This window comes from Komagataeibacter melomenusus, from assembly GCF_013155395.1.
Classification (GTDB): Bacteria; Pseudomonadota; Alphaproteobacteria; order Acetobacterales; family Acetobacteraceae; genus Komagataeibacter; species Komagataeibacter melomenusus.
Genome location: NZ_JABJWC010000028.1, coordinates 22719 through 47233, shown reverse-complemented (window position 1 = coordinate 47233; position 24515 = coordinate 22719). Strand labels below are relative to the sequence as shown.

Genomic DNA, 24515 nt, shown 5'->3' with positions numbered 1-24515 from the left:
CGAGCAAGTCGCTCTTCAACGTCAAAAAATCCCGCCTGTTTCATAGCGCCATTCCTCCAACCAGAACCAGAAAAATGGAATCACAGCGTAGGCCTCAATACCAAGAGGTTTTTAGAACCCTCCACCTTGTCAAGGTCATTCACCGCCTGTCGCGCCTCGGGCTGGTTGATGCGCGGCGCGGTCGGGGTGGCGGCCTCGTCCTTGGTCATGCGCCTGAGGATATCCGCATCGGCGATGTCGTGCGCCAGACCGAGGATGACCTGCAACTGGTCCATTGCGAACCCGCCCAGCCTGATGGCAACTGCTGCATCCTGTCGGACATGTGCAAGCTGCGCGGCGTGCTCTCGACCGCGCTCGACGCCTTCATGAACGTGCTCGATTCAACAACGCTGGCCGACCTGCTGCCAGATCATGAACGCGCGCACCTGCTCACCCGCCTGCCTGGCCCGGCCCAGGAGCAACAGACGCAGCAGCCGCTCGCCAAAAGCGCCTGACACCGGCACTCAGGCGGCCCGCGTTCCTTCCGCCGCATTTTCCGCCTCGGCCTCACGCAGGGCCTGCGCGGTCAGGCGCTGTTCATTGCGCCGCAGGAACACTGCACTCGCCACCAACCCCACTGCCACCGCAATGCCAAGCCCGATACTTGCCGGGCCTGATACCTGCGTGACCTTGCGCCCCAGGTAATACGCCCCCGTGGCATATCCCCCTGCCCAGCACAGCCCGCCCAGCGCGTTAAAGATCATGAAGCGCGGCCACGGCATGTGATTGGCCCCGGCAAGCAGCGCCACGAAAACACGCAGCAGCGCCACGAAACGCCCGAAAAACACGATGCCACTGCCATGATGGCGGAACAGGAAGCGCCCGAGCAGCAGCCGCTGCGGCGTCAGCTTGATGCGGCTGCCATATTTCTGCAACAGCGGCAGACCCACGCGGCGCCCGATCATGTACCCGATGTTATCGCCAATGACGGCACCCATCACGGCGGCCAGCGCCACCCAGCGGATATCGAGCCGATGGGTGGCGGCGCAATAGACGGAGGCGGAAATGATCAGCGTCTCGGCAGGCAGCGGCAGGCCCATGCTTTCCATCATGACAATGATGGTAATGACCCCATAGCCATAATGCTGGAACAGGTATTCAAAATGATGCAGCAGCGTTCAGTCCTCCGTGCCGGGCAGGTCATCATGATTTCTTGGCGGAACATAGACAGGGCACGCCCGGACCAGATACGCGATACGAAGCAGGCAGGCGCACGCGCCCCGGCCTGAAATCCGGCCCGTACAATGGGTGAAACAGACGCCCGGCAAAACCGGATTTAACGAATATCTGCCACCCGTTTTTTCAACCATTCGTGAAAGCGGCCGTCAGTACCGGCCCCCGCTGCCTGCCAGCCCCCTGTAACGGCGCCACGAACATACGAATACACGCACACCGAGGGCCGGACCGCATGCCCGCGCGCCTGCCCCTCATGCACGCTGGCAGAGCCGCGCCTTTACAAGGGCGATATCATCGCGTGATGCCAGTTCCAGCACCGCATCGTCATAACCGGACAGATCAGGGGCCAGCCAGTCATGGCCGGGGCGCTGGCGATGCATCTTCCACACAACGGCCTGCCGCCTGCTGGCCGCCACCCGGCTTTGCGAGATCAGGCACACAAGGCCCTCTGGCCTGCCCTGCCGCTTTTCCCATAACGCAAGAACCGCATCGGAAAACGCGAGGGCGGCCAGCAGCACATGGGTGCGGTACCAGTCTTCCACATGCAGGGAATTGACCCAGCATTCCCGCCCCGTCTCATCAAGACCCGCGGGCCATGCCACGCGGGCGCGGCAATAGGCCAGGTATGTGCATCCCCCTTCATCCACAAGGCCCGCATCGAGCACCGGGGCGAAACGACGCGCCACGCGCAGGACCGCGCGGGCAGGCACGCGGGCCAGCGCGCGCAGCATCCGCTCATTGGCGCGCATGGGTAACCACCTGCCCGCGGCCTAGCGCCGGACCCACTGCCGCCGCTCGGGCGCGCGGCGTTCCCAGCCGCGCCGCTCCAGTTCGGGGGTGCTGGCAGGGGCCGCAGGGTAGCCCACGCACAGATAGGCCACGAGTTCGAGTGCGGGGTCCATCTCCAGCACGGCGGCAATCCGGTCGGGATCGATGATCGAGACCCAGCCCACCCCCACGCCTGCCGCCGTCGCCGCCAGCCAGAAGGTATGGATGGCCATGACGGTGGACCAGGTGGTGGTCTGCGGCATGGTCGCCCGCCCCAGCCCGCGCCCCTGCGCGGGATCGGGGTGCGAGAACACGGCCACATGGTGGGGCGCATCATCCAGCCCGGCCAGTTTCAGCCTTGCGTAGCGCAGGGCATCGGGTCCGTCACGATCGGCCAGGGCCGCCGCGTTGCAACGGGTGAAATCGGCCCGCACCGCTGCCCGCCGGGCCGGATCATCCACGCGCACGAAGCGCCACGGCTCGCTCAGCCCGACCGAGGGCGCAAGGCAGGCCGTGCGCAGCAGTTCATCAAGCACCGCCTCGGGCACGGGGTCGGGGCGGAAATGGCGCACATCACGCCGCCAGCGCAGCAGGTCGCGCAACTGGTCCATGAAGGGCGATGAAAATTCCGGCGCGGTGGTGGTCATGCCTGTTTGTGGTTCATCGCAGCCCGTCTGTCACCCCCAGCCCCTCATCGCCCGCATCGGGCAGACCCGCGGCGGTGGGCTGGGGCGGGGGAATGCCTTCCTCCTGCGTTACGGGCGTGGCGTAGGCGGGATCTTCGCTGAACTGGGCCGAGACTTCCCTGATCTCGTCAAAACTGGCCTTGTACCAGTCCACCTGCGTCATGGTATGGCTGCGCACGACAAAGCTGAGGAAGGTCGGCTCGGATGCGGCATAGCCGTACAGCGCATCATCCTGCCCCGCCCGGTTGCGGAACATGAACCGGCACGTCGCCGCATCGGTATAGCGCAGGAAGGTATGGTAGATGATGGTCGGCACGATCTCGTGCATGGCCTGGCCAATATAATATTCAGGCCGTTTGTTGATGAGATCGGTGGTGGCGTTATCGAGAATGCCCTCGTTTTCCAGCGCGGTCGCACTCTGGGCAAAACGGGCGGGGTTGACGCGCACCGTCACCTCGCAGCGCCGCACATGGTAGGCGGAGGACACCGTGATGCCGAATTTCTCGTAATCCGGCATTTTGTTGAAGGCGGTCGTCGCCGCCGCAGCAGGGCCGCCATGCGCCAGCATGGCAAGACCGATTCCCCCCATGCAGTTCAACATGCGCCTGTGCATTGCCCTGTGCCCTTCCTGTTCGCCCGCACCATGCGGCAGTCATGAATATGGCGGCGCACCGGAATGCGCCGCCATATACACTATCACAGAACTGGCCTGCCCGCTGGCAGCAGCTTTCAGCTGCGGTCCCAGCCGCGCAGCGCGAGCAGCGAGGGGCTGCCCTCCATGCCGCTATGGCAGCCCGAGGGCACGGCCACGCTGGGCAGTGTAGAGAGCAGCATCATCCCCTGCCTGCGATAGGCCGCACCCACCCACGCACTCACGCGCTGGCGGAAGGAACGGATCGGGAGGGAGGGGGAAGACGGGGAAAATCCCACGGCGGGGACAGGAGAAAAACTACGCATCGAGGCGTTTCCCGTGAGCCTAGCGGGCGATACTGCCGCATGCTGCTCCTGTTGCTCTACTACGCTGCAACCAACGCCTTGCACATCCGATATTTTCGCAGATTTACGGGCCGATCCATGCTGTTTTCGCAAGGCTTATTCCGGCGGGTGTTGCGCGGAAAATACACCCGCCGGACCCTGCCGCGCTCAGATGCAGCCGACCTGCCAGCCCGCCTGCCATTCCTGCCCCGGCTGAAGGTGAAACACGCCCGGACGGGTGGAAAATTCACCACTGAAACCCACGGGGCTAGCAATGCCATGCCAGGGTTCGATGCACAGGAAATCACCGCCCGGCTTCATCCACAGGCCCAGGTAGGGAAAGCCCTGCCATGTCAGCCGCAGGCCCGGCCCATCGGGGATGCGGTAGGTCAGGCCGTGGCTTGCCAACTGGTCAAGGATCAGCGCATCGGGCGCGAACAGGGCCTCGTCAAGGGCCAGCGTGCGGCCCTTTATGGGGGTGGGCTGGGCCTCGGGCAGCAGCAGCCCGCCTTCGAGGCGGCGGATGGGGGCGGGCTCGGGTGCATCAAAGGTAATGACATGCCGGTTCTTGGGCACATCGGGGGCAAGCGGCCAGATGAAGGCAGGGTGCGCGCCAAGCGAGGCGGGCAGCACGCGCGTGCTGTCGGGGTTGGTCACGCAGTAGCGCACCGACAGGGTGCCGTGCTCGATCCGGTATTCGATCACGAGGCTGAAGGCGAAGGGGAACATCGCGCGCGTCTCGTCCGTATCGACGAGTTCGAGGCGGCAGCCGGTCTCGTCGCGCTCAAGCCAGCGGAAGGTGCAGTCGCGCGCAAAGCCATGCTGGGTCATGCGGTAGGGCTTGCCCGCCACCCAGGCGGTATCATCAACCAGCCGCCCCACGATGGGGAAGAGCACCGGCGACTGCCGCTGCCACGGCGCGCCACCGCCCCACAGCAGGTCGCGCCCGCCCGCGCGCAGGGCGCACAGTTCGGCCCCCTTCGCGTGCACGCTGGCGGCAAGGCGGCCATCGCCAAAGCTATGGGTACTGTCTGTCATGCTGGTGGCTCCATCAGATTTCATGATGGAGCCTACCATGCACGATCAGGCGGTCCCCTGCCTATTGGTGTGATGCAGGGCTGCTGGCCGGGGGCGTGGCAGGGACCGCGGGTGCCGCGGCAGGGGGCTGGGCGGTGGACGTGGCGCCGGGGGTGAGCCGAATGGTCAGCCGCTCGACCGAGAAGGCAAGCCGCGCGCCGCTGCTCGTGGAGGTGAACTTGATGTAGATGCCGTTATTGTTTTCCATGACGGCGCCGCCCTTGCCCGCCCCCACCGTGGCCTCACCCTGAACGGACCAGTACGTGCCCTCGATATCGGACACGCGATACAGGTTATAGACGGTGCCGACCGCCCTGGTGCGCGAGAAACCGATGGCAGCCCCCGAGCCACCACGGATGCGGAAGGGATAGTCATGCCCCTCGAAGCTCAGCACGCCCTTGCCCCATGACACGCCTGCCCCGACATCCGCCGCTGAAATGGTGAAGGTGATCGTTCCCGTATGGTCACCAAGCGCATCCGCCGCGCGGGCATGGGCGCATAGCGGGCCAAAACCGGACAGGGATATAACAGCCGCGGTCGCGGCCACACATGCTAGGCGCAAAAGCAAACTCCCTGACTTCTGGCGAGATGGTGTCGCCCGGGTCCATGAAGGATTGGCATGGCTTCCATGCCGTAACGCCAACAGTGCCGCACAAATAGCAGCCATGCAAACCCTATCATGGACTTTATGGCAGCCGCGCCCGCTTTACGGCCTGGCGGGCGGGGTCAGGCGCTCGATCTGGGCGCGGGCCTCGCCATTGGGCAGGGCCGCCGTGTGCAGGTTGACGTAAACCTGCCCGTTCTGCAGCGCCTGCGCCTGCTCGGCCGAGAGCAGCACCGCACCGTGCTGGCCGGACTTGTAGGGGCTGGGAATGGGCACGAGCACGCCCGCTTCCTCGCCTGCCGGGGCGGGGCCGTGGAAATGCGCCGCCGTGACCGGGCCGCTCAGCCCGCTCCATGTAATGACATACTTGACCAGATTGGTGCGCGTGTTCAGCGCGGCCTCGACCTTGCCCTCGGGGTGGGATGTCGCGCCATGTTCGCCTGCAAAATGCCCTTCAAGGCGCACGACCGACGCCAGCGCGGGCGAGGCAAGGGCAACACTGGCCACGACAAGGGCCGGCAGGGCGGAAAAACGGATCATCTCTCTTCTCCAGTGCGGATCATGGCCCGCATGTCCTGTTCAGGTTTTTATATGATCGTCGTAACGTGAATGCGTATCACATGCATGAACCCCGAGGCCGCGCAACACAAATCCCTGTAGGGCCATGAGGTTGCCAGGCCCTTAAAAAAAGTGCCGTGACGCGCCTTTCAGATATCCAGCGGGCCGGGGCGCTCCATCCACCGCATGTCGGGAATGAGCCACCCGGCAAGGCGCCGGTAGCACAGGCTGCGACGGGGCCATAACAGCCCCGCAAGGCCCGGCGCGGCAAGGTGCTGATCGGTCATCCTGTCATCCCCCTTTACCGTCAAGAGACTGCTTGAAAAGACAGACCCGATAATGCCTTGAAATGATGAAAGTCTTGGGGTGCCACCTTTTTGCAAAAAGACGGCATCCTTCGAAGCTTCTTGAAAGAAGCTTCACCAAAAAATTTTATCAAGACGTTGTTTTAAAACGCTCTTTCATGAAGGAGCGCGTCACCACGGATGGGAATCCGATATGAAACGCCCGGCATCGGTAATCATGCCAATGGCGAAATAACACGCTGCGACACCAAGCAGCATCAGCAGGGCAGGAATGATCATGCGCATGCCTGTGCTGTGCCACCGTGCGCGCCGTAGCGCAAGGTTTCAGCCCACCCCCGTGCCGCCCGAGGCCGCATAGACCTGCCCGGTAATGTAGCTGGCCTCAGATGAAGCCAGCAGCACGTAGATCGGCGCGATTTCCGCCGGTTGGCCTGCGCGGCCCATCGGGGTCTCGCCACCGAAATTGTGGATGTTCTCTTCCGTCTGCCCGCCACTGACCTGCAGCGCGGTCCAGAACGGGCCGGGGGCGACAGCGTTGACGCGAATGCCCCTGTGCACCATCTGCTTGGCCAGCGACTTGACGAAGGCGACAATGGCGCCCTTGGTCGCGGAATAATCCAGCAGGATCTCCGACGGGCTGAACGCATTGACCGAGGCCGTGGCAATGATCGCAGCCCCCCGCGGCATGAGCGGAATGGCCGCCCTGCTCAGGTAGAACAGGGCATGGATATTGGTGCGGAAGGTCTCGTCGAACTGTTCGTCGCTAATATCAAGGATACTGGCCTGATGGCGCTGGCGGCCCGCGTTGCTGACCAGTATGTCCAGCCCGCCGAGTTCATCATGCGCGCGCTGGACAAGCTGGGCGCAGTACTGGCTGTCACGCAGGTCACCGGGCAGGGCGACCGCCTTGCGCCCCGCCTCGCGGATGAGGGCCACGACCTCGCGCGCATCGGGTTCCTCCTGCGGCAGGTAGGCTATGGCCACATCCGCCCCCTCGCGGGCATAGGCAATGGCGGCGGCCCGTCCCAGGCCGGAATCCCCCCCGGTAATCAGCGCCTTGCGCCCGGCCAGCCGGCCCGAGCCCCGGTAGCTCGTCTCGCCATGGTCGGGGCGGGGGTTCATCTTGCCCGCAAGGCCGGGCCAGGGCTGTGACTGCGCGGGAAAAGGCGGGCGGGGATAGGCGTTTTCAGGGTCGACCAGTGGCGGGCGGGGGGCGGCCATTTCGGCGGCCTGCGCCCGGCCCGAGGCAGAGGCCGCCGTTGCCGTTACAAGCCCCGCCGCCGCAGCCAGCACGGTGCGGCGGGAGGAAGCAGTATGGCTGTCATCTGGCATGGCGCAGGCTCCGTATCTGTAACAGGGGCGCGGGTGACCCCGCGTTTACAGATCAAACAATGCGCCTGCCGCGCGGTTGCATGCCGGGCGGGTTTTGTGACCGTCCGGTGCCGGAAAGGCTTCGTGGCAATCCTGTCCGGTCAATATGTTGCGTGTAGAAAGCCGCCGCCTTTTTGAAAAAAGGCGGCACCCAAAAACTTTTATCTTTTTCAGGCCAGGGCTGCGATGCCCGTGATCTCGACCTTCCATTTCGGGTTGGCCAGACGGGCCTCGACCGTGGCGCGGGCGGGCTTGCTGGCGGGGTCGAGCCAGGCATCCCATGCGCGGTTCATGGCGGCCATGTCGTTCATGTCGCTCAGAAAAATCTGGACCGAAAGCAGGTTGGCCTTGCTGGTGCCTGCCTCGGCAAGGATGGCATCGATCTGGCGCAGGATGTCGGCGGTCTGGCCCTCGGCATCGAGGTCGGCATCATCAGCAACCTGTCCGGCCAGATGGACAAGCCCGCCATGCACGACCGCCCCGGCGAGGCGTTCTTCTGGCTGAAGGCGTTTGATGGTCATGAAACCGGTCCTTTATTCTTGTGAATTTCCAACAATAACGCCTTGATGAAACAAGAAACGTTTTTGGTGAAGCTTTTTTCAAAAAGCTTCAGAAGAAAGCCGCCTTCTTGAAAAGAAAGTGGCACCCGGAAATTTTCATGCCTGACCTATGCAGCATCCTTGCCCGCCCCATCAGGCGGCAGATGAAAACGGCGCGTAATATCGAAAAACCGCGCATTGGTATGCAGTTCGCGCTCGAGTATTTCCAGATAGGCCACGCACCACCCCAGGTCGAGGCGGCGCGACAGGTTGACTTCGCCCGCCACCGCAGCCCGCATCTGCGCAAGCGAGGCCGCCACGATGCGGGCCAGTTCCACCGGCAGGCCGCCCTTCCACGTGCCAAAGGCCGCCAGCGTGCGCGCCACCGCAGCCCCGATGGCGGGCGGCAGGCCACCACGGGCCAGCAGGCCGCGCAGGCGGATCAGGTTCAGCCCCACCGTCATGGCTGACAGCACGCCATCGAGATACGCATTGGTCTGTGCATCGGACATGGTGGCCGCATGCCGCACCAGCCGGGCAAAGCCGGTGGTGAGCCGGTTCACCCACGCGCCGGGGTCGGGTATGGCGGGCGCCTGGGCGATGCGGCGCAGGTCGCGCACGATCTGGCGGCGCATGCGCCACCGCTCGGCATCAAGGTCGAAGGGCAGCACGAGGCGAAACACCAGCACGCTGCACCCGATGCCCAGCACCACCGCGCTGTTGGTGTTGAAAAAGGTCAGTTCATCAAGCCGCGACTGGTTGCCCGGATAGACCATGAACGGCAGGAAGTTGTTATAGGGCGCCGCCGTACCCGCCGTGCGCGCATCGCGCAATGCAAGGCCGCCGACCATCATGGGCACGAACAGCGAGAGCACCAGCGTCTCCCACACCGCCTGGTCAGGCAGCACGATGAAGGTGATGATGGCCGCGACCAGCACCGCCCACACTGCCCCGCGCAGGAAGCCGATGCTGTCGCGCACCGGGTTTTCATTGGCGGCAAAGCGGCTGCATGTCACCACCACGAACATGGCAAACGTCGCGCCATCGGGCCAGCCGGTGCACTCCCACACCAGCCCGCCCATCAGCACGGCACCTGCCGAGCGGATGCCGTTATGCCACGCCGCCGTGCGGTCGCGCCATGGCGGCATCGAGAAATGGAAGTGGTCATGCGCGGGTGCCACCTGCGTTGCCGCCAGATGCGCCAGCGCCGCGTCAAGCCGCACCAGCAGCACGCCGAGCGAGGCGTTGAGGATGTAGCCATCAAGATGCCGCTGCCCCGCCGCCCGGCCCGGCGAGGTGGCGCCGGATACGGCGATGATGTCATTGACAAGCTGCTGGCGGCATTCCGCCCCGAGGTCGCGCAGTTGCGCGCGCAGGGCGGGAATGGCGGCCAGCGGGTCAGGCCCCGCCATGGCTGCCTGAATGCTGGCAAACAGCACCTGCGCGCGCGCAAGCGGGGTGACGAAGGCAGGCGGCAGGACACCCGTGGTATGCATGCGCGCACTCAGCCCCAGCCCGCGTGACATCACCACCGCAATCGAGGCCAGGGCCGCACGCGCATGGTCGCCCGCGCGGGTGCGGTGCTGCATCTCCACCTCGCTGAACTCGATCTGGTCCGATACGGAAAAGACCGAGCCCAGCAACGTGCGTGATTTGAGGAACGCCCCCTCGCGCCCCTGCATCATGCTGCCAAGCGCCTGTACTGCCTGCCCTATGGCGGCGCCCACCTTCTGGCCGATCTCGCGCCGGGCCACGTCAATCAGGCTGGGGGCGAACACGGCGGCCAGCGCGCTCTCGCACACTATGCCCAGAAAGATGTAGGTCGAGCGCGACAGGGCGATGTCAAACACCTGATGCGGCGCATTGGCCGCGTTCAGCGCAATCAGCCCGCTGGTAAACGCCATGAGCACCAGCGCGTAGGAATGGAAGTTGCGCAGGAACGTGGCCAGCCCGCAGCACGCCCCCACCCATATGGCCAGCACGGGAAACAGCAGCCACGCCGATTGCGGCATGGCGGCAATCAGCGCCACACCCGCCACCGCGCCAAGGCAGGTGCCCACAAGCCGCCACCGCGCCTTGGACAGGCTCTGCCCGCGTGAATTCTGGGCCACGATCCATGTGGTCATGGCGGCCCATTGCGGGTTGTCCATTTCCATCCACAAGGCCAGCACGAGTGCGAGCAGGGCAGCGATGGTCGTGCGCAGCGCAAAGCCGAAATTGCTCAGGCGCGGGGCATAAAGCCAGCGGAAGCGCCGCAGGAAGCCATCCGTCATGCCCGGCGCCGCAGTGCCCTGCCCCAGTGCATGCGGCGTGGTGGAATGCCCCTATCACGTAATCGTGTCATGTCCTCCCAATGGCAACAATGGGGGAACAAATCTACATGTTATAACGTAAATAGTTTTTCATGTTTCCCAGCCGCTTCGCCGGGCGTTACGCACGCTGGCGCTGCGCGTGCAGACCCACAAGGATAAAGGCTTCCATGTGCTGCCTTTTTGCAAAAAGGCAGCATTCTGCTGAAGCTTTTTTAAAAAAGCTTCAGCAGGGACTTGTTGCGTTGTTCTAGCGGTGGCGGAACATCTCGTACAACGCCACGGCGGCGGCGTTGGATACGTTGAGGCTTTCCATCTGGCTGCTCATGGCAAGCCCCGCGATTTCATCGCAATGCTCGCGCGTCAGCCGCCGCAGCCCTGCGCCCTCCGCCCCGAGCACAAGGGCGACCCGGCGCTGGTGGAAGGCCGCGCCATCAAGGATGCCGCCCCCCGCATCAAGCCCCACCACCCACAGGCCACGCGCCTTGAGCGCATCGAGCACGCGCGAGAGATTGACCACGCGGATCAGCGGCACGATCTCGAGCGCGCCCGAGGCCGCGCGCGCGAGCGTGCCGGTCTCGTCAGGGGCATTGCGGTCCTGCATCACCACCGCCACCGCGCCAAAGGCCGCCGCAGAGCGCAGGATGGCACCCACGTTGCGCGGGTCGGTCACCTGATCGAGCACCAGCACCGGGCCGGGCTGCTCAAGCACCGTATCAAGGTCGGGCGGGGTCAGCATGTCGGCCAGCAGGGCCATGCCCTGATGCACGGCGTCAGCGCCGCACAGCGCATCAAGCTGGGCGCGCTCGGCGCGGACCGCCTGGATGGGAAAGCCGCCTTCAAGCCTTGCTGCCAAGGTTTCCTGCGCTTCCGCCGTGACCAGCAGCTGGCGCAGCTTGCGGGCCGGGTTTTCAAGCGCGGCCTGGACCGCATGCAGGCCGTACAGCCAGCACGTGCCAGCGGGTGCCGATGCGGCCCCACGGCCACCCCGCCTGCCGCCCCTTTCGGGCGTGGCGCGGGCGGGAGAAGCGGAATGAGCCCCGGACGAAGCGCCACGGCGGCGGGATGTGCGCATGTTCATGACCGCTCTTTAAGCCCAACGGGCACCCGCGTCATTCCCTCAAACGGAAATTGGCGCAAATTTTTCACCAACGCCCTTGACTCACCCCCCCATACCCCGTAATTACCCGCCCAACCTGGAGGGATGCCCGAGTGGCTAAAGGGGGCGGACTGTAAATCCGCTGGTGTACGCCTACGTTGGTTCGAATCCAACTCCCTCCACCATTCTCTTTTTTTCCAAAATTGCTGCAATCTGCATCACAACGCTGGCGCGCCGGCGCTTTTTGTGTTTCCAGGCCGTGAACCCTGCCGGGCGCATCAGCCATGACCGGGGGCGATGCAGGGCCTATTAGGCAGTTACGCCGCCTTCCGCCATAATGGGCTATCAGGTGCCTGCCCGGCAGGGAGAGCCCGGTTCTGTTTTATGGATATGATACGCAAGATGCTGCGGAGAGGCTGGCATAGACTTATTTTCTGCATCGGCCTTGTCTATTCTGTCTGGGCCTTTGCCGTATTCAATACTGTCGCGCTGCTGCTGGCCCCTGTTGTGCCGCGCCGGTGGCGGGGCATGGTCGGGCGGCGGTGGGTGTGGATCATGTCGCGGCTGTCGCTCAACGTGCTGCGCGGGCTGGGCGGAATCCGGTGCAACCCGCGCGACCTGAAAGCCCTGGCCCCTCTGCGCAACACCGTGGTGGTGGCCAACCATCCCTCGCTGCTGGATGCCATGCTGTTCACCGCCTACCTGCCCGATCTTGTGTGCGTGACCAAGCAGTCCCTGCTCGATCACCCGTTCTGCGGGGCGGCACTGCGGCTTGCGCAATATCCCGGCAACGACACGCCGCTGCGCCTGATCCGCAGCACGGTGGCGCAGGCGCGGGCAGGCCAGCCCATCCTGCTGTTTCCCGAAGGCACGCGCTCGGGCCGGGCGGGGGCGAATGACACCTTTCATCCCGCCTTCGCCGCCATTGCCATGCAGGCGGGCTGCACGGTGCAGACCATGATCATTACCAGCAATTCGCCCTACCTGCGCAAGGGGGCTTCCCTGCTGCGTCGCCCCGCGCTGCCCATTATCTATACCGTCACGCGCGGCGCGATCCTGCCGCCGCAGGCCACCGGCGCCATGACATCACGCGAACTGGCCGGGCAGGTGCAGGTCGGGCTGACCGAGGCCCTTGCCCGGCAGGCCCCCCATGGAGGCATGGCATGAACCCGCCCGCCCCGCGGCATCTTGTCGTCATTCCCTCCTACAATACCGGCCCGGTCCTGGCGCGCACGGTGGCCGGGGCGCTGGCCTTCTGGCCCGATGTGCTGGTTGTCGTCGATGGCAGCACCGATGGCAGCGCCGACAGCCTGCCCGCCCTAGCCGCCACCCATCCCGGCCTGTCGGTCACGCGCCTGCCCCGCAACCGGGGCAAGGGGGCGGCCATCCATCACGGGCTGCGCTGGGCACGCACGCGCGGTTACACCCATATCCTGACCATGGATGCCGACGGACAGCACCCGGCCGAGCAGATTGGCCGGTTCATCAAGGCTTCACGCAATGCACCGGCGGCGCTGATCCTGGGCCGACCCGTCTTTGCTGCTGACGCGCCCGCCCTGCGGGTGCAGGGGCGCCGGGTATCCAACTGGTGGGCGCGGCTGGAAACGCCGGGCAGCGACATCGGGGATTCGCTGTTCGGCTTGCGCGTCTATCCGGCAGCCGACCTGCTGGCGGTCATGGACGGGGTATCGGGCATGCGCCGCTATGATTTCGACCCCGAGGCCGCCGTGCGCCTGTGCTGGCGCGGGCTGGCCTGCGTCAATCTTGATGCACCCGTGCGCTACCCCAGCCGCGATGAAGGGGGCATCTCCCACTTCCATTACCTGCGCGACAACCTGCTGCTGATCCGCATGCATGTGCGGCTCATGGTCATCTTCCTGGGCCGCCTGCTGCTGCGCCCCCTGCGCAGGCGCGGCGCACGGGCGTGAGGGAACCACCCCTTACCTGCGCGCCCGGTTGTTGAAGGCCCTGACGGACTCCATGATCGTGGCATGATCGAAATTGCGGATGCGCCAGCGCCGCACCCCGGCCTCAACCGCGAACATGACCAGCACCAGCGGCATGCTCGCCCCATGCAGCACCGCGCGCCACCACCCCGCAGGCCCCACCAGCGCCACAAGGGCGGGCAGAAGCATCTGCGCCGCAAAGAAAAGGCTCCATGCCCATGTCAGCTGCCGGGTATAGAGCAGCACATCGGGCCGCAGCGCGCCATGCACCTGGCGGGCCAGCATGGTGACAAGCGGCTCACGCCCCGGCCGCAGGGTGCGGGCAAACAGCAGCAGCAGCGCGCCCTGGAGCAGGCCATACAGCACCACGGAATCCGCCAGCAGCACAAAACCGGGGGGCAGCGCGTATCCAAGTGCCGCAAGGAGTACAAGGCACACACCCCATGCCACCCGCCCGCGCATGACGGATGCCGCCAGCAGCACGCAACCCGCCATGGCCTGCCCCGTTACCAGCCAGCGCGCGGCAGGCGCCTCAAGCCCCATGCCCGAGAGGACATGCGCCCCAATACTCGCCACAAACAGCATGATAATGCCAGCTAAACGCATACAACCGCCTGACCGTAATGACCCAGCATACAGGCACCGCGCTGCAGCGCGATGCAAACCCCGGCTGCTGTTACAGAATGATTCAGCATTGTTACAAGCCATGGGGCAGGGTATGCTCCCGGTCAGAAATCTTCTGATATTAATGTAAATAATAGGCATAAATTAGTGGCGGCAAACCCTCCATCTCCATCAGAAACCGAAGTAGCGGCCCTTATTGTAGAGACCCTGCAACTGGACATGCCCGTCTCCACCATCGAGATGGACGCCCCCCTGTTTGGCGATGGCCTTGGCCTGGATTCCATTGATGCGCTGGAACTCTCGCTGGCCATAAAGCGGCAGTACGGCGTGGAACTCCGTTCGGACACTGCCGATAAGGTGGATATCTTCCGCTCCGTGCGCAGCCTGACCCATTACATAGCAGCGCACGCCACGCCCTAAGCCATCAGCATGCATGCGTTTCCCCTGCTCGGCCATCCGGCAGCCCTCCTGTTCAGGACACCGGAACGCCTGGTAACCGGCAACGACGTGCTCCATGCAGCCCACGCCCTTGCCGCCACGCTGCCGCCGCGACCGATCATAAACCTGTGCCGTGACAGGCTGTACTTTACCGTCGCCTTCTGTGCCGCCGTGCTGCGCGGGCAGTACAGCGTGCTGCCGGGCAGTCACGCCGCAGGCCCGCTTGCGCACCTGCTCGCCTGCTACCCCGATGCGGCCATCGTGACCGATACCGACCTGCCGCCCTGCCCGCGCCCGGCCGGCATGCCTGTCATCCGCCTTTCCACCCTGCACGCTGGTGGCGCGGGCAGGCCTGCCAACCCCGATATTGCAGCCATGCAGGTCGTGGCGCATATCCTGACATCGGGCAGCACCGGCACGCCGGTCGCCCATGCCAAGACATGGGGCGGACTGAACCGCCGGGCACAGGCCAGCACAGGGCTGTTCACGCCCGTGCCGGGCCGGGTTGCCACCATCGTGGGCACGGTGCCGCCCTATCATATGTACGGTTTCGAAACGACGGTCATCCAGCCCCTTGTCACCGGCTGCATCAGCACCACGGGGCCGGCCCTGTTCCCTGCCGATATCCGCACCCGCCTCGAGCAGGGGCCGCAGCCGTGCATCCTGCTCACCACGCCGCTGCACCTCCGCACGTTCCTGGCTGACCCCACGCCCCTGCCACCCATTGCGCGGGTCATATCCGCCACCGCACCGCTTGATGCCGCCACCGCCGAGAGGGCGGAACGCTGCTGGCAGGCCCCCGTTTTCGAGATTTATGGCAGCACCGAAACCGGCTCCATCGCCACGCGCCGCACAACCGCAACGCAGGCGTGGCGCCTGCATTCCGGCATCCGCCTGCACCCCCGCCCCGATGGCACGGCCAGCATCCATGCGCCCGATACCACGAGCCACGTCGTGGCCGATGCGCTAAGGCCCCTCACGCCCGATACGTTCCGGCTCGAAGGCCGCATGACCGACATCATCAAGATCGCGGGGCAGCGCACCTCCCTTGCCGGGCTGAACGCCATCCTGCTCGGCCTGCCCGGCGTTGAGGATGGCACCTTTCTCGCCCCCGCGCCCGATGCCGCGCCGGGCCAGCCCGTGGGGCGGATGGAGGTTGTGGTGGTGGCGCCCACCCGCACGGCACCCGACATCCTGGCCGAACTGCGCACGCGCGTGCCCCCCGCCTTCCTGCCGCGCCGGGTCGTGCGCGTGAGTGTCCTGCCCCGCAACGAACTGGGCAAGCTGACCCGTGCGGCCCTGCTGGCCCTTGTGCATGGACCCCGCCCCGCCACCGAGGCCACCGCCCCGGCCACGACGGCGCAGGAGGCAGGCTGCTTCAGCATAGCCGTGGACCACCCTGCCCTGGCGGGGCATTTTCCCGGCAACCCCATCGTGCCCGGCGCGGTGGTGCTGAGCGAAGTCTTCGGTCTCATGGGGGTCGAGCCCGCCCGGCTTGAACAGATCAAGTTCCTCCGCCCCGTGCGGCCGGGCGATACCGTGCGGGTTACGCACACGATACAGCCCCTGGCGTTTACCTGCACGGTGGGCACGCAGGTCGTGGCAAAAGGGCGCTTGCGCAACAATGCCCATGGGTAGGCCCGAACCCGGCTGGGTCCGGCCCGAGCGCGGCACAGCCGCGCTGTCGCGCTTCATGATCTGGCTGACGCTGCGGGTGGGCCGCCCGTTTGGCGAGGCCATCTTGCCGTTCATCACGCTGTATTTCCTGCTCACGGCGCGGCAGGCGCGCCGGGCCTCGCGCCAGTACCTGGCCCGCGTGCTCGACCGGCCCGCGCGCACGATGGACGTGGCGCGGCATTTCCACACCTTTGCCGCGGCCATACTGGACCGGGTCTTTTTCCTCTCAGGGCGTTACAGGGGCTATACAATCGACATCAACGGGCTGGACTGCGTGCATGCGGCCATGGCGGGCGGGCGCGGGTGCATCCTGCTCGGTGCGCATATCGGCTCGTTCGAGGCATTGCGCAGCGTGGGCCGCATGTCGCCCTTTCCGGTCAGGGTGCTCATGTTCCGGCGCAATGCGGGCGCGCCCACGCGCCTGCTGGAACAGCTTGCCCCCGAATTCGCGCGCAATATCATTGATATCGGCGAGCCTGATGCCATGATCCGCGTGCAGGAAAGCCTGGCACGCAACGAACTGGTGGGCATGCTGGGCGACAGGGCGCCGGGGCATGAAAAATCCGTGCCCACCCCGTTCCTTGGCGGCGTGGCGGCCTTTCCCGCCGGGCCACTACTGGTGGCGGGCATGCTGGGGGTGCCGGTCATCCTGTTCAGCGGGGTGCGCACGGGCTACAGGCACTATACGGTGCGCTTCGAACTGCTGGCGGACCAGATCACCATCCCGCGCGGCAGGCGGGCGGAGGGACTGGCCACATGGATGGGGCAGTACGCCCGCTGGATGGAAGGGCTGTGCCGCGCCCATCCTTACAACTGGTTCAATTTCCACGATGTATGGGTTGCCCCGCAGGTGGGAAAACACGGGGGAGAGCCATGAGGAACCATAAACGTGCCCTTGCGCCCGCCTTCATGGCGCTGGCCGTGCTGTGGGGGGCAGGAAGCGCACGCGCACAGGACACAACCCCGCCGCAGCCCGACCTGGCCGCCACCGTCATCGCCCGCATCGGCATGGTGCCCGCGCGGCACAACGCCTTCCATGAAAGCAAGCATATCGCGGCGTTGACGCATGACCTCGATTCATCAGGTGAACTGATCTATGCCCGGCCCGGCCATGTGCAGAAGATCACGCGCGCCCCCCGGCCCGAGACCCTGATCGTGCAGGGCACGACGCTGAGCCTGGCGCGCGGGCAGGGGCCGGCGCGCGTGGTGGACCTGTCGCACCATGCGCAGCTTGCCGCCCTGGTCGAGGCCATCCGCGCGCCGCTTGATGGCGACATCACCGCCCTGCGCCATGACTATGCGCTGGCGGCACAGGGCGACGTGGCGCACTGGACGCTGCAACTCACCCCCCTGCCCGCCATGGCGCGCTACGTGCGCACGATCACGATCGATGGCCAGAACAACGCCATGACGGTCATCCGCGTGGTGCAGGCCAATGGGGATACGCAGGTCATGCGCATCGACCCGCCCGCATGACGGCACGCCCGCGCTCCATAAAGCCGCTGGCCATCGGGCTGCTGGTCTCGCTGGTGGTGGCGGCGTGCGTATTCATGGCCATACCGCTGCGCACCGACATGGCGGGCTTCCTGCCTGCGGGCCGCACGGACAACACGCGCTTCATCCTGCGCGAGATCCAGTCCGGCAGTGCCGCCACGGTCATCCTGGCCGGGATCGAGGGCGCTGCGCCCGACATGCTGGCACAGGCCAGCCAGGCCATGGCGGACAGCCTTGCCCGCAGCGGGCTGTTTATCACCGTGACCAATGGCAGCCGCCCGCCCGATGGCGCGGATGAAGCCTTTCTGTTCAGCCACCGCTACCTGCTGGCCCCACAGGATTCCGCGCGGGATTTTTCCGTCGATGCGCTGCATGATGACATGCAGGCCGTGCTGGACATGATGGACTCCTCCGCCGAGCCACTGGCCCAGCATTATGGCCTGGCTGACCCGACCGGCGCCTTCATGGCGCTGCTGCGCGCGTGGGCGCCGCACAGCCACGGGCGCAGCATTGATGGCGTGTGGTTTGCGCCCGAGCGTGACCGCGCGCTGCTTTTGCTGCGCACCCGCGCCAACGGCATGGACCTGTATGCGCAAAAGCAGGTGCAGGCCGCGATCAATGCAGCTTACACGGCGGCGGCGCGACCGGGCATGCACCTGCTCATGTCCGGGCCTGCGGTGTTTGCGCTCAGGGCCTCGCACGCCATGCAGGGGGATGTGGAGTTCCTGTCCACCGCCTCGATGATTCTGGTTACGGCGGTGCTGATCTGGCGCTTCCGCTCGCCATGGGTGCTGGCGGCCATGGGCATTCCGTTTGCGCTGTCGCTCAGTGTCGCGATGATTGTGGTGCGGGTGCTGTTTGGCTACGTGCATGGCATCTCGTTCGGTTTTGGCATGGCCATGCTTGGTGTCTCGCTCGACTACCCCGTGCTGCTGATCGGCCACCGCGACCAGGGCGAGGCGGCGGATGCCCCCCTGCGCCGGATCGGCACCAGCCTGCGGCTTGCGGCAAGCAGCGCGTGCCTGGGGCTGACGGGCATGGTGTTCTGCGGGTTGCCGGGGCTGGCGCAGCTTGGCGTGTTTTCGGTCGTGGGGCTGCTGAGTGCCGCGGCCACGACATTGTGGCTCCTGCCGCGCCTGATCCAGAGGGCCGACCTTTCCCCCGGTGTCGCAACCCATGCAGATGGTATTCTGCGCATTGAATCCTGGCGGCGCTACCGCCTGTGGTGCCTGGTCCTGCCGGTGGTTGGCGCGGGCGTGCTCGTGCTCCATCCGCCCGCGCGCGAGACGGATATCGCCTCCCTCAGCCCCGTGCCGCCCGCGCTGCGCGCGCTCGATGCGCAACTGCGCCACGAAATTGGCGCCCCCGATGCAGGTCAGGCCATTATCGTGCAGGCGCCCACCGCGCAGGGCGTGCTGGAACGCGAGGAACGCCTCATGCCCGTGCTCGACGCCCTTCAGGCACACGGGGTGATGGGTGATGCGGAATACGCTGCCCGCTTCCTGCCCAGCATGAGCATCCAGCGCGCCCGCATCGCAAGCCTGCCCGATACGCCAGTCCTGACCCACAGGCTTGATGAAGCCCGCGCCGACCTGCCGTTCCAGCCCGATGCGTTTGCCCCCTTCGTGCAGGATGTCGCAGCCACACGCGCCATGGCGCCCTTACAGCCGGGCGACATGACATCCCCGCTCGTGGCCACCCGCCTGGCCCCGCTGCTGTTTGCGCGCCAGGGCCGGTGGTTCGGCATCATCCTGCCTGAAACCGTGCATGATACGGCAGCGCTTGCCGCAGCCTTCGCCACGCAGCCCGGCGTCATGATGCTGAACATGCGCAACGAGACAAACGCCATCGTGGCCGATCACATGCATCAGGCCCTGTGGTGGACGGTGGCTGGCACCCTCATGGCGATAGCGGTGCTGGCGCTGGGCCTGCGCGACGGGCGGCGGCTGGCGCGCGTGTGCGCGGCGGTGGGGAGTGCGGGCATCGTGATCGTGGCGGCGATGGCGGTGCTGGGGGTGAGGCTGTCGCTCATCCATGTCATCTCGCTTCAGTTCGTGATGGGGGTGGGGCTGGATTACGCCCTGTTCTTCGCCCGCCCCCAGATCGACCGGGCCGAACGCGCCCGCACCTTACGCACCCTGCTCACCTGCAATACAATGACCCTGCTGACCTTTGGCATCCTGGCCTGCTGCCGCACCCCGCTTTTGCGTGATATCGGCTCAACCGTCGCGATAGGAGCGTTCCTGGCCATGCTGTTCAGTTTCATGATGGCGGCACCCGTAGCCGACACCCCCCGGCAGGCCCGTTCATGACCGCCGCCCTGACCGCCCTGCGCCTGACCGCGGGCACCGGCATCAGCGCCATGGGCCTTGGCGTGGCGCAGACGCTTGCCGCCCTGCGCACCCGGCGCACCGGGCTGGAGCCGTGCGATTTTGCCGGCATCACCCACGGCTATGCAGGCTCCGTTGCGGGCGTGGAAGACCACGCCCTGCCCCTGCGGCTTGCCGCCTATGCCTGCCGCAACAACCGGCTGGTCGACATGGCCCTGCGCACCGATGGCGTGGCTGATGCCATCATGGCGGCCCGCGCGCATTATGGGGCGGGGCGCATTGGCGTGGTCATGGGCACCAGCACATCGGGCGTGCTGGCCAGCGAGGACGCCTTCTGCGCCATGGATGCGCAGGGCAGGCTGCCCGCGAACTTCGATTATGAACATACGCAGGACCTGTTCTCGCTCGCGCGGTACGTGCGCGCGGCACTGGACCTGCGCGGGCCTGCGCTGTGCGTGTCCATGGCGTGCGCATCTTCCTCGCGCGCGTTCATGGATGCGGCCTACCTGATCCGTGCCGGTCTCTGCGATGCGGTGGTGGTGGGCGGCGCGGACAGCCTGTGCCGCATGACGCTGCGCGGGTTCGCCGCCCTTGAACTGGTCTCGGCCGGGCGCTGCCGCCCGTGCGATGCGCGGCGCGATGGCATCTCGATCGGGGAAGCGGCGGGCATCGTGCTGCTCGAACGCCCTGATGGCCGCACGATCAGCGGGCCGCCAGCCGGGTTTCATGCCACCGTGCTCGGCTATGGGGCGAGCAGCGACGGGCACCATATGTCCACCCCGCACCCCCACGGCGCGGGTGCTGTGCTGGCCATGCAGCGTGCGCTGGACAGTGCGCGCCTGCCGGCGGCTGCCATTGACTACATCAACCTGCACGGCACCGGCACCCGCGCCAATGACGCGATGGAGGACAAGGCGGTCAGCACGCTGTTTGGCGCGCATGTGCCATGTTCCTCCACCAAGGGCTGGACGGGACATACGCTGGGCGCGTGCGGCGTGATCGAGGCCATGATCTGCGCCCTGGCCCTTGAGCACGGGTTCATGCCCGGCTGCCTAGGCGTGGAGGCAGTGGACCCCGCTTTCCGCGCAGACGTGCTGACCACCAACGAGGCCCGGCCCATGCGCCATGTCATGAGCAACGCCTTTGGCTTTGGCGGGGCAAATTGCAGCCTGATTTTTGGAAAGGCCGCCTGATGCGCGTATGGATTTCGGGCCTGGCCGTACTGGCCGATGGCATGGCGGGATGGGCGGCCGCCCGCGCCATCCTGCGCGGGGAGGCCGCATGGCAGCCCACGCCCTGCGCCCTGCCGCCGCCCGCCACACTGGCCCCCAACGAACGGCGCCGCACCAGCCCCATCGTGCGCCTTGCCATGGCGGTGGCAAGCGATGCCTGCACCGCAGCCGGGTGCGATCCTGCTGCGGTGCATAACGTGTTTGGCAGTTCCAATGGCGATGGCAGGGTCGTCAATGCCATCCTGCAGGCACTCGCCGACCCGGCAGCGGGCCTGTCGCCCACGCAGTTCCATAACTGCGTGCATAACGCGGCGGCGGGGTACTGGACCATCGGCAGCCAGTCCCGCCAGCCCGTGGCCTGTTTTGGCGGGTATGACTGGAGCTGGGGCTTTTCCCTGCTGCAGGCCGCAGCCGAGGCCGTGGTGGAAGACAGGACCGTTCTGCTGTGTGTCTATGACATGGCCATGCCGCAGCCACTGGGCCAGAAACGGCCCACGCGGGGCACGTTTGGCGTGGGGCTCGTGCTCTCCCCCCGCTCCGTGCCGCACGCGCTGGCCATGCTGGATATAGAATACGGGCCTGAAGAGGCCACCGACACCCCGCTGATCCTGCCCGATGCGCAGACCACGACCGCCCTGCGCACGCTGTGCCACGACAACCCGGCAGCACGCGCCCTGCCGCTCCTGGCCGCCCTGGCCAATGGCGGCCCGCATGAAATCCGCGTTGCGGGCGATATCGGCCACGTGGCCATCAAGGTGACGCCATGCTGAGCCGGGCGGACATCGAGGCCCACATGCCCCATGCCGGGGCAAGCTGCCTGCTTGAGCGCGTGGTGCGCCATGACATGCGCACGATTTACTGCACCACCCGCGCGCATCTCGACCCCGCCAACCCGCTGCGCCGCAACGGGCGGCTTGATATGGTGTGCGGGGTTGAAATCGGCATGCAGGCCGCCGCCCTGCATGGGGGGCTGCACAGGCAGGCGGGCGGCCCGCGCATCGGCTACCTGACCACCCTGCGCCAGGTCAGTCTTGCGCCGGGGCGGCTGGACCAGCCGCAATGGGGCACGTTGCAGGTCAGGGCCACGTGCGAACAGGCCGATGAACAGGGCATGCGCTACCATTTCAGCGTAGAGAGCGAAGCGGGCGCGGCGCTGGTCACGGGGCACGGTTTTGTCGTGCTGCAACCACAGGGACAACAGGCATGAAACGCGCACTCGTAACCGGGGGCGCCAGCCCGCTCGGCCAGGCCATCTGCCAGCGCCTGGCACAGGACGGGCTGCACGTCATCGTCCATGCGCATAACGCCATCGACAGGGCGCGCGCCATTGCAGCCGCAATCCGCGCCACCGGCGGCTCGGCACAGGCATGGCAGTGCGACCTGTCGGACATGGAAGCCACCGCCACCGCACTCGAGACCCTGCTGGCCGAAGGCGTGGTGCAGGTGGTGGTCCATAACGCGGGCATTCATGATGATGCACCCATGGCGGGCATGAGTGCCCGGCAGTGGCGCGCGGTCGTGTCCGTATCGCTTGATGGTTTCTTTGCCACCCTCCAGCCGCTCCTGCTGCCCATGATCGGTACGCGCTGGGGGCGGATCGTGGGCATCTCCTCGGTCGCGGCCATCATGGGCAACCGGGGACAGGCCAATTACGCGGCAGCCAAGGCGGGGCTGAGCGGGGCGGCGCGCGCACTCGCGCGTGAGGTGGCCAGCCGGGGCATTACGGTCAATGTGGTGGCGCCCGGCATCATTGCCTCGCCTGCCATCGACGCGGTGATGACCCCGCGCCAGATTGCCGACCTCGTGCCCGCAAAGCGCGCGGGCCAGCCGGAGGAAGTGGCCGACCTTGTCGCCTTCCTCACCTCCGGTCGCGCAGGCTACATCAACGGCCAGACCATCTCGATCAATGGTGGCATGGCATGACCCCGCATCCCAGCACGAAAGAACGCCCCATGACACCCCCCACCACCAGCCACCCCGCGCAGGAATGCGATGTCCTTGTCATCGGCGGTGGCCCTGCGGGGTCAACCGCCGCCGCCCTGCTGGCCGGGCAGGGGCGCAGGGTGATCGTGGTGGAAAAGGACAGCCATCCGCGTTTTCATATCGGTGAATCCCTGCTGGCGTGGAACCTGCCCATTCTCGAGCGCCTTGGCCTGATGGACCGGGTGCGTGCGTTCGGGGTGTTCAAGCCGGGTGCCGAGTTCGTCTCCGACGTGACCGGGCGTAGCGTGGCCTTCCCGTTCGCCTATGGCATCGACAAAAGCTATACCAACAGCTACCAGGTCGTACGCTCCGAATTCGATGAAATGCTGTTCCGCCACGCGGGCAGGGAAGGGGCGACCCTGCTGGAAAACACCCGCGTGACCAGCGTGACGCCGGGGCAGGAGGGCGCGCGCGGCCATGTGGAGGCCGTGGGGCCTGATGGCGCAAGACTGGCCTTTGCGCCGCGCTTCATACTCGATGCCTCGGGGCGCGATACCTTCCTCGCCAGCCGGGCGGGTAACAAGACCAGCAACAAATACAATTCCACCGCTGCCCTGTTCGGCCATTTCAGCGGCGTCGAATTCCGCGATGGCGACAGGGAGGGCTATATTTCCATCCATCTGGTGGAGAATGGCTGGTTCTGGATGATCCCGCTGCCCGACGGGCTGATGAGCGTGGGCTTTGTGGGCGACCGCGTGGCGTTTGAAGGCCGCAAGGGCAGCCCGGCGGACCTGTTCTGGAGCAGGGTCAGGGCCAGCCCGAGCGTAAGCGCGCGCATGCGCAACGCAACACCGCTGCGCGAGATCATGGCCACGGGCAATTACTCCTACCATGCCGGGCAGTCATGGGGGGAAGGCTATTACATGATCGGCGACGCCTTCGGCTTTCTCGACCCCGTGTTCTCCTCGGGCGTGTTGCTGGCCATGAGCAGTGCCGAGCGCGGCGTGTCGGTTGCCGATGCGTGGCTCAAATCCCCCAGGGCGGGGCGGCGGGCCGCACACAGGGCGGAGCAGGAAACCCGTGCCGCCATGAAACGGGTCGCGTGGCTGATCTACCGCATCAACACGCCGGTCATCCGCCACCTGTTCATGAACCCGCGCAACGAGTTCCGCATGCGTGACGGGGTGATCTCGCTGCTGGCGGGCGACTTCCGGGGCAGGCTGAAAACGCGCCTGCCCATGGCCGTGTTCAAGGCAGCGTATTATCTTGTCTCGGCCAGGCTGTGGCTGGAGCGCGACAGGCCACAATCATGCCCCGAGCTTGAGCGGGGGCGGCGGTAATGGCC

General features: G+C 66.1%; 27 protein-coding genes and 1 tRNA gene. 14 read left to right on the top strand and 14 right to left on the bottom strand.

All coding sequences use genetic code 11. The features are described 5' to 3' along the window. Positions 1-74 precede the first annotated feature (74 nt). Complete coding sequence (locus HNW77_RS11380) at positions 75-494, top strand: Rrf2 family transcriptional regulator (protein WP_172157752.1); 420 nt, start codon at positions 75-77, stop codon at positions 492-494. Positions 495-503: 9 nt separating this feature from the next. Here HNW77_RS11380 and HNW77_RS11375 read toward each other — a convergent pair whose 3' ends face one another. The 13 genes from HNW77_RS11375 to rlmB form a co-directional block, all read right to left on the bottom strand. Then, positions 504-1091, bottom strand: coding sequence for a DedA family protein (locus tag HNW77_RS11375; RefSeq protein WP_172157750.1), 588 nt, complete (start codon positions 1089-1091; stop codon positions 504-506). A 375-nt stretch (positions 1092-1466) separates the two neighbouring features. Further along, a complete protein-coding gene (locus HNW77_RS11370) occupies positions 1467-1964 on the bottom strand; it encodes a hypothetical protein (protein WP_172157748.1) in 498 nt (165 codons plus the stop codon). Between the two features lie 21 nt (positions 1965-1985). Next, complete coding sequence (bluB, locus tag HNW77_RS11365; protein WP_172157746.1) at positions 1986-2630, bottom strand: 5,6-dimethylbenzimidazole synthase; 645 nt, start codon at positions 2628-2630, stop codon at positions 1986-1988. Positions 2631-2643: 13 nt separating this feature from the next. Then, entirely contained in the window at positions 2644-3258 is a 615-nt protein-coding gene (locus tag HNW77_RS11360) for a hypothetical protein (protein ID WP_241694426.1), read from the bottom strand. 140 nt (positions 3259-3398) lie between these two features. Then, positions 3399-3626, bottom strand: coding sequence for a hypothetical protein (locus HNW77_RS11355; RefSeq protein WP_172157744.1), 228 nt, complete (start codon positions 3624-3626; stop codon positions 3399-3401). 186 nt (positions 3627-3812) lie between these two features. Further along, entirely contained in the window at positions 3813-4682 is an 870-nt protein-coding gene (locus HNW77_RS11350; RefSeq protein ID WP_172157742.1) for an aldose 1-epimerase family protein, read from the bottom strand. Positions 4683-4743: 61 nt separating this feature from the next. Further along, on the bottom strand, positions 4744-5283 hold the full coding sequence (locus tag HNW77_RS11345; protein WP_408886821.1) for a hypothetical protein: 540 nt from the start codon (positions 5281-5283) through the stop codon (positions 4744-4746). Between the two features lie 144 nt (positions 5284-5427). Next, positions 5428-5865, bottom strand: a complete 438-nt coding sequence (locus HNW77_RS11340; protein ID WP_172157740.1) for a CHRD domain-containing protein — start codon at positions 5863-5865, stop codon at positions 5428-5430. Between the two features lie 167 nt (positions 5866-6032). Next, positions 6033-6170 (bottom strand): hypothetical protein, encoded by a 138-nt coding sequence (locus HNW77_RS11335; protein ID WP_172157738.1) that lies wholly within the window; start codon positions 6168-6170, stop codon positions 6033-6035. Between the two features lie 342 nt (positions 6171-6512). Next, positions 6513-7520, bottom strand: a complete 1008-nt coding sequence (locus tag HNW77_RS11330) for an SDR family oxidoreductase (RefSeq protein ID WP_275942149.1) — start codon at positions 7518-7520, stop codon at positions 6513-6515. A 209-nt stretch (positions 7521-7729) separates the two neighbouring features. Then, a complete protein-coding gene (locus tag HNW77_RS11325) occupies positions 7730-8080 on the bottom strand; it encodes a RidA family protein (protein WP_172157736.1) in 351 nt (116 codons plus the stop codon). A 146-nt stretch (positions 8081-8226) separates the two neighbouring features. After that, the gene (locus HNW77_RS11320; protein ID WP_172157734.1) at positions 8227-10371 is read right to left on the bottom strand and encodes an FUSC family protein; all 2145 of its coding nucleotides are present in this window, start codon (positions 10369-10371) and stop codon (positions 8227-8229) included. A 286-nt stretch (positions 10372-10657) separates the two neighbouring features. Then, positions 10658-11488, bottom strand: coding sequence for a 23S rRNA (guanosine(2251)-2'-O)-methyltransferase RlmB (gene rlmB / locus HNW77_RS11315; protein ID WP_172157732.1), 831 nt, complete (start codon positions 11486-11488; stop codon positions 10658-10660). Positions 11489-11605: 117 nt separating this feature from the next. On the opposite strand from rlmB, the gene HNW77_RS11310 reads away from it, so the two are divergent. From HNW77_RS11310 to HNW77_RS11300, 3 genes are all read left to right on the top strand, one after another. Beyond that, positions 11606-11691 (top strand) — tRNA-Tyr (locus tag HNW77_RS11310). A 217-nt stretch (positions 11692-11908) separates the two neighbouring features. Then, a complete protein-coding gene (locus HNW77_RS11305) occupies positions 11909-12673 on the top strand; it encodes a lysophospholipid acyltransferase family protein (protein WP_172157730.1) in 765 nt (254 codons plus the stop codon). Then, positions 12670-13434: a glycosyltransferase family 2 protein gene (locus HNW77_RS11300; protein WP_172157728.1), complete on the top strand. Its 765-nt coding sequence runs from the start codon at positions 12670-12672 to the stop codon at positions 13432-13434. Before HNW77_RS11305 ends, HNW77_RS11300 begins: the two co-directional genes overlap by 4 nt. Positions 13435-13446: 12 nt before the next feature. Here the strand turns inward: HNW77_RS11300 and HNW77_RS11295 are convergent, their stop codons facing one another. Then, positions 13447-14037: a COG4648 family protein gene (locus tag HNW77_RS11295; protein ID WP_172157726.1), complete on the bottom strand. Its 591-nt coding sequence runs from the start codon at positions 14035-14037 to the stop codon at positions 13447-13449. A 186-nt stretch (positions 14038-14223) separates the two neighbouring features. Here HNW77_RS11295 and HNW77_RS11290 point away from each other — a divergent pair, with 186 nt between their 5' ends. The 10 genes from HNW77_RS11290 to HNW77_RS11245 are packed head-to-tail and all read left to right on the top strand — an operon-like array spanning position 14224 to position 24510. Further along, a complete protein-coding gene (locus tag HNW77_RS11290; RefSeq protein ID WP_172157724.1) occupies positions 14224-14496 on the top strand; it encodes a phosphopantetheine-binding protein in 273 nt (90 codons plus the stop codon). A gap of 9 nt (positions 14497-14505) precedes the next feature. Continuing rightward, positions 14506-16152, top strand: a complete 1647-nt coding sequence (locus HNW77_RS11285) for an AMP-binding protein (protein WP_172157722.1) — start codon at positions 14506-14508, stop codon at positions 16150-16152. Beyond that, on the top strand, positions 16145-17068 hold the full coding sequence (locus HNW77_RS11280) for an LpxL/LpxP family acyltransferase (RefSeq protein WP_172157720.1): 924 nt from the start codon (positions 16145-16147) through the stop codon (positions 17066-17068). The genes HNW77_RS11285 and HNW77_RS11280 overlap by 8 nt, the downstream gene beginning before the upstream one ends. Next, the gene (locus HNW77_RS11275) at positions 17065-17667 is read left to right on the top strand and encodes a LolA-related protein (RefSeq protein WP_172157718.1); all 603 of its coding nucleotides are present in this window, start codon (positions 17065-17067) and stop codon (positions 17665-17667) included. Before HNW77_RS11280 ends, HNW77_RS11275 begins: the two co-directional genes overlap by 4 nt. After that, on the top strand, positions 17664-19997 hold the full coding sequence (locus tag HNW77_RS11270; protein WP_172157716.1) for an MMPL family transporter: 2334 nt from the start codon (positions 17664-17666) through the stop codon (positions 19995-19997). Before HNW77_RS11275 ends, HNW77_RS11270 begins: the two co-directional genes overlap by 4 nt. Then, a complete protein-coding gene (locus HNW77_RS11265; protein ID WP_172157715.1) occupies positions 19994-21208 on the top strand; it encodes a beta-ketoacyl-[acyl-carrier-protein] synthase family protein in 1215 nt (404 codons plus the stop codon). The genes HNW77_RS11270 and HNW77_RS11265 overlap by 4 nt, the downstream gene beginning before the upstream one ends. Continuing rightward, positions 21208-22017: a beta-ketoacyl synthase chain length factor gene (locus tag HNW77_RS11260; protein WP_172157713.1), complete on the top strand. Its 810-nt coding sequence runs from the start codon at positions 21208-21210 to the stop codon at positions 22015-22017. The genes HNW77_RS11265 and HNW77_RS11260 overlap by 1 nt, the downstream gene beginning before the upstream one ends. Next, positions 22011-22454 (top strand): hypothetical protein, encoded by a 444-nt coding sequence (locus HNW77_RS11255; RefSeq protein ID WP_172157711.1) that lies wholly within the window; start codon positions 22011-22013, stop codon positions 22452-22454. Before HNW77_RS11260 ends, HNW77_RS11255 begins: the two co-directional genes overlap by 7 nt. Then, complete coding sequence (gene fabG / locus HNW77_RS11250) at positions 22451-23170, top strand: 3-oxoacyl-ACP reductase FabG (RefSeq protein WP_172157709.1); 720 nt, start codon at positions 22451-22453, stop codon at positions 23168-23170. Before HNW77_RS11255 ends, fabG begins: the two co-directional genes overlap by 4 nt. Further along, on the top strand, positions 23167-24510 hold the full coding sequence (locus tag HNW77_RS11245; protein WP_241694425.1) for an NAD(P)/FAD-dependent oxidoreductase: 1344 nt from the start codon (positions 23167-23169) through the stop codon (positions 24508-24510). Before fabG ends, HNW77_RS11245 begins: the two co-directional genes overlap by 4 nt. Positions 24511-24515: the final 5 nt, after the last annotated feature.

What these genes read in the sequence shown, in the direction of transcription:
- HNW77_RS11285 (WP_172157722.1), top strand. Translation starts at nt 14,506, where the DNA reads ATGCATGCGTTTCCCCTGCTCGGCCATCCGGCAGCCCTCCTGTTCAGG.
- HNW77_RS11370 (WP_172157748.1), bottom strand. Translation starts at nt 1,964, where the DNA reads ATGCGCGCCAATGAGCGGATGCTGCGCGCGCTGGCCCGCGTGCCTGCC.
- HNW77_RS11375 (WP_172157750.1), bottom strand. Translation starts at nt 1,091, where the DNA reads ATGATGGAAAGCATGGGCCTGCCGCTGCCTGCCGAGACGCTGATCATT.
- HNW77_RS11260 (WP_172157713.1), top strand. Translation starts at nt 21,208, where the DNA reads ATGCGCGTATGGATTTCGGGCCTGGCCGTACTGGCCGATGGCATGGCG.
- HNW77_RS11335 (WP_172157738.1), bottom strand. Translation starts at nt 6,170, where the DNA reads ATGACCGATCAGCACCTTGCCGCGCCGGGCCTTGCGGGGCTGTTATGG.
- HNW77_RS11360 (WP_241694426.1), bottom strand. Translation starts at nt 3,258, where the DNA reads ATGGGGGGAATCGGTCTTGCCATGCTGGCGCATGGCGGCCCTGCTGCG.
- HNW77_RS11255 (WP_172157711.1), top strand. Translation starts at nt 22,011, where the DNA reads ATGCTGAGCCGGGCGGACATCGAGGCCCACATGCCCCATGCCGGGGCA.
- HNW77_RS11280 (WP_172157720.1), top strand. Translation starts at nt 16,145, where the DNA reads ATGGGTAGGCCCGAACCCGGCTGGGTCCGGCCCGAGCGCGGCACAGCC.
- HNW77_RS11245 (WP_241694425.1), top strand. Translation starts at nt 23,167, where the DNA reads ATGACCCCGCATCCCAGCACGAAAGAACGCCCCATGACACCCCCCACC.
- HNW77_RS11330 (WP_275942149.1), bottom strand. Translation starts at nt 7,520, where the DNA reads ATGCCAGATGACAGCCATACTGCTTCCTCCCGCCGCACCGTGCTGGCT.
- HNW77_RS11355 (WP_172157744.1), bottom strand. Translation starts at nt 3,626, where the DNA reads ATGCGTAGTTTTTCTCCTGTCCCCGCCGTGGGATTTTCCCCGTCTTCC.
- HNW77_RS11340 (WP_172157740.1), bottom strand. Translation starts at nt 5,865, where the DNA reads ATGATCCGTTTTTCCGCCCTGCCGGCCCTTGTCGTGGCCAGTGTTGCC.
- HNW77_RS11300 (WP_172157728.1), top strand. Translation starts at nt 12,670, where the DNA reads ATGAACCCGCCCGCCCCGCGGCATCTTGTCGTCATTCCCTCCTACAAT.
- HNW77_RS11270 (WP_172157716.1), top strand. Translation starts at nt 17,664, where the DNA reads ATGACGGCACGCCCGCGCTCCATAAAGCCGCTGGCCATCGGGCTGCTG.
- HNW77_RS11265 (WP_172157715.1), top strand. Translation starts at nt 19,994, where the DNA reads ATGACCGCCGCCCTGACCGCCCTGCGCCTGACCGCGGGCACCGGCATC.
- HNW77_RS11275 (WP_172157718.1), top strand. Translation starts at nt 17,065, where the DNA reads ATGAGGAACCATAAACGTGCCCTTGCGCCCGCCTTCATGGCGCTGGCC.
- HNW77_RS11305 (WP_172157730.1), top strand. Translation starts at nt 11,909, where the DNA reads ATGCTGCGGAGAGGCTGGCATAGACTTATTTTCTGCATCGGCCTTGTC.
- HNW77_RS11295 (WP_172157726.1), bottom strand. Translation starts at nt 14,037, where the DNA reads ATGCTGTTTGTGGCGAGTATTGGGGCGCATGTCCTCTCGGGCATGGGG.
- HNW77_RS11380 (WP_172157752.1), top strand. Translation starts at nt 75, where the DNA reads ATGGAATCACAGCGTAGGCCTCAATACCAAGAGGTTTTTAGAACCCTC.
- fabG (WP_172157709.1), top strand. Translation starts at nt 22,451, where the DNA reads ATGAAACGCGCACTCGTAACCGGGGGCGCCAGCCCGCTCGGCCAGGCC.
- rlmB (WP_172157732.1), bottom strand. Translation starts at nt 11,488, where the DNA reads ATGAACATGCGCACATCCCGCCGCCGTGGCGCTTCGTCCGGGGCTCAT.
- HNW77_RS11325 (WP_172157736.1), bottom strand. Translation starts at nt 8,080, where the DNA reads ATGACCATCAAACGCCTTCAGCCAGAAGAACGCCTCGCCGGGGCGGTC.
- HNW77_RS11350 (WP_172157742.1), bottom strand. Translation starts at nt 4,682, where the DNA reads ATGACAGACAGTACCCATAGCTTTGGCGATGGCCGCCTTGCCGCCAGC.
- HNW77_RS11320 (WP_172157734.1), bottom strand. Translation starts at nt 10,371, where the DNA reads ATGACGGATGGCTTCCTGCGGCGCTTCCGCTGGCTTTATGCCCCGCGC.
- bluB (WP_172157746.1), bottom strand. Translation starts at nt 2,630, where the DNA reads ATGACCACCACCGCGCCGGAATTTTCATCGCCCTTCATGGACCAGTTG.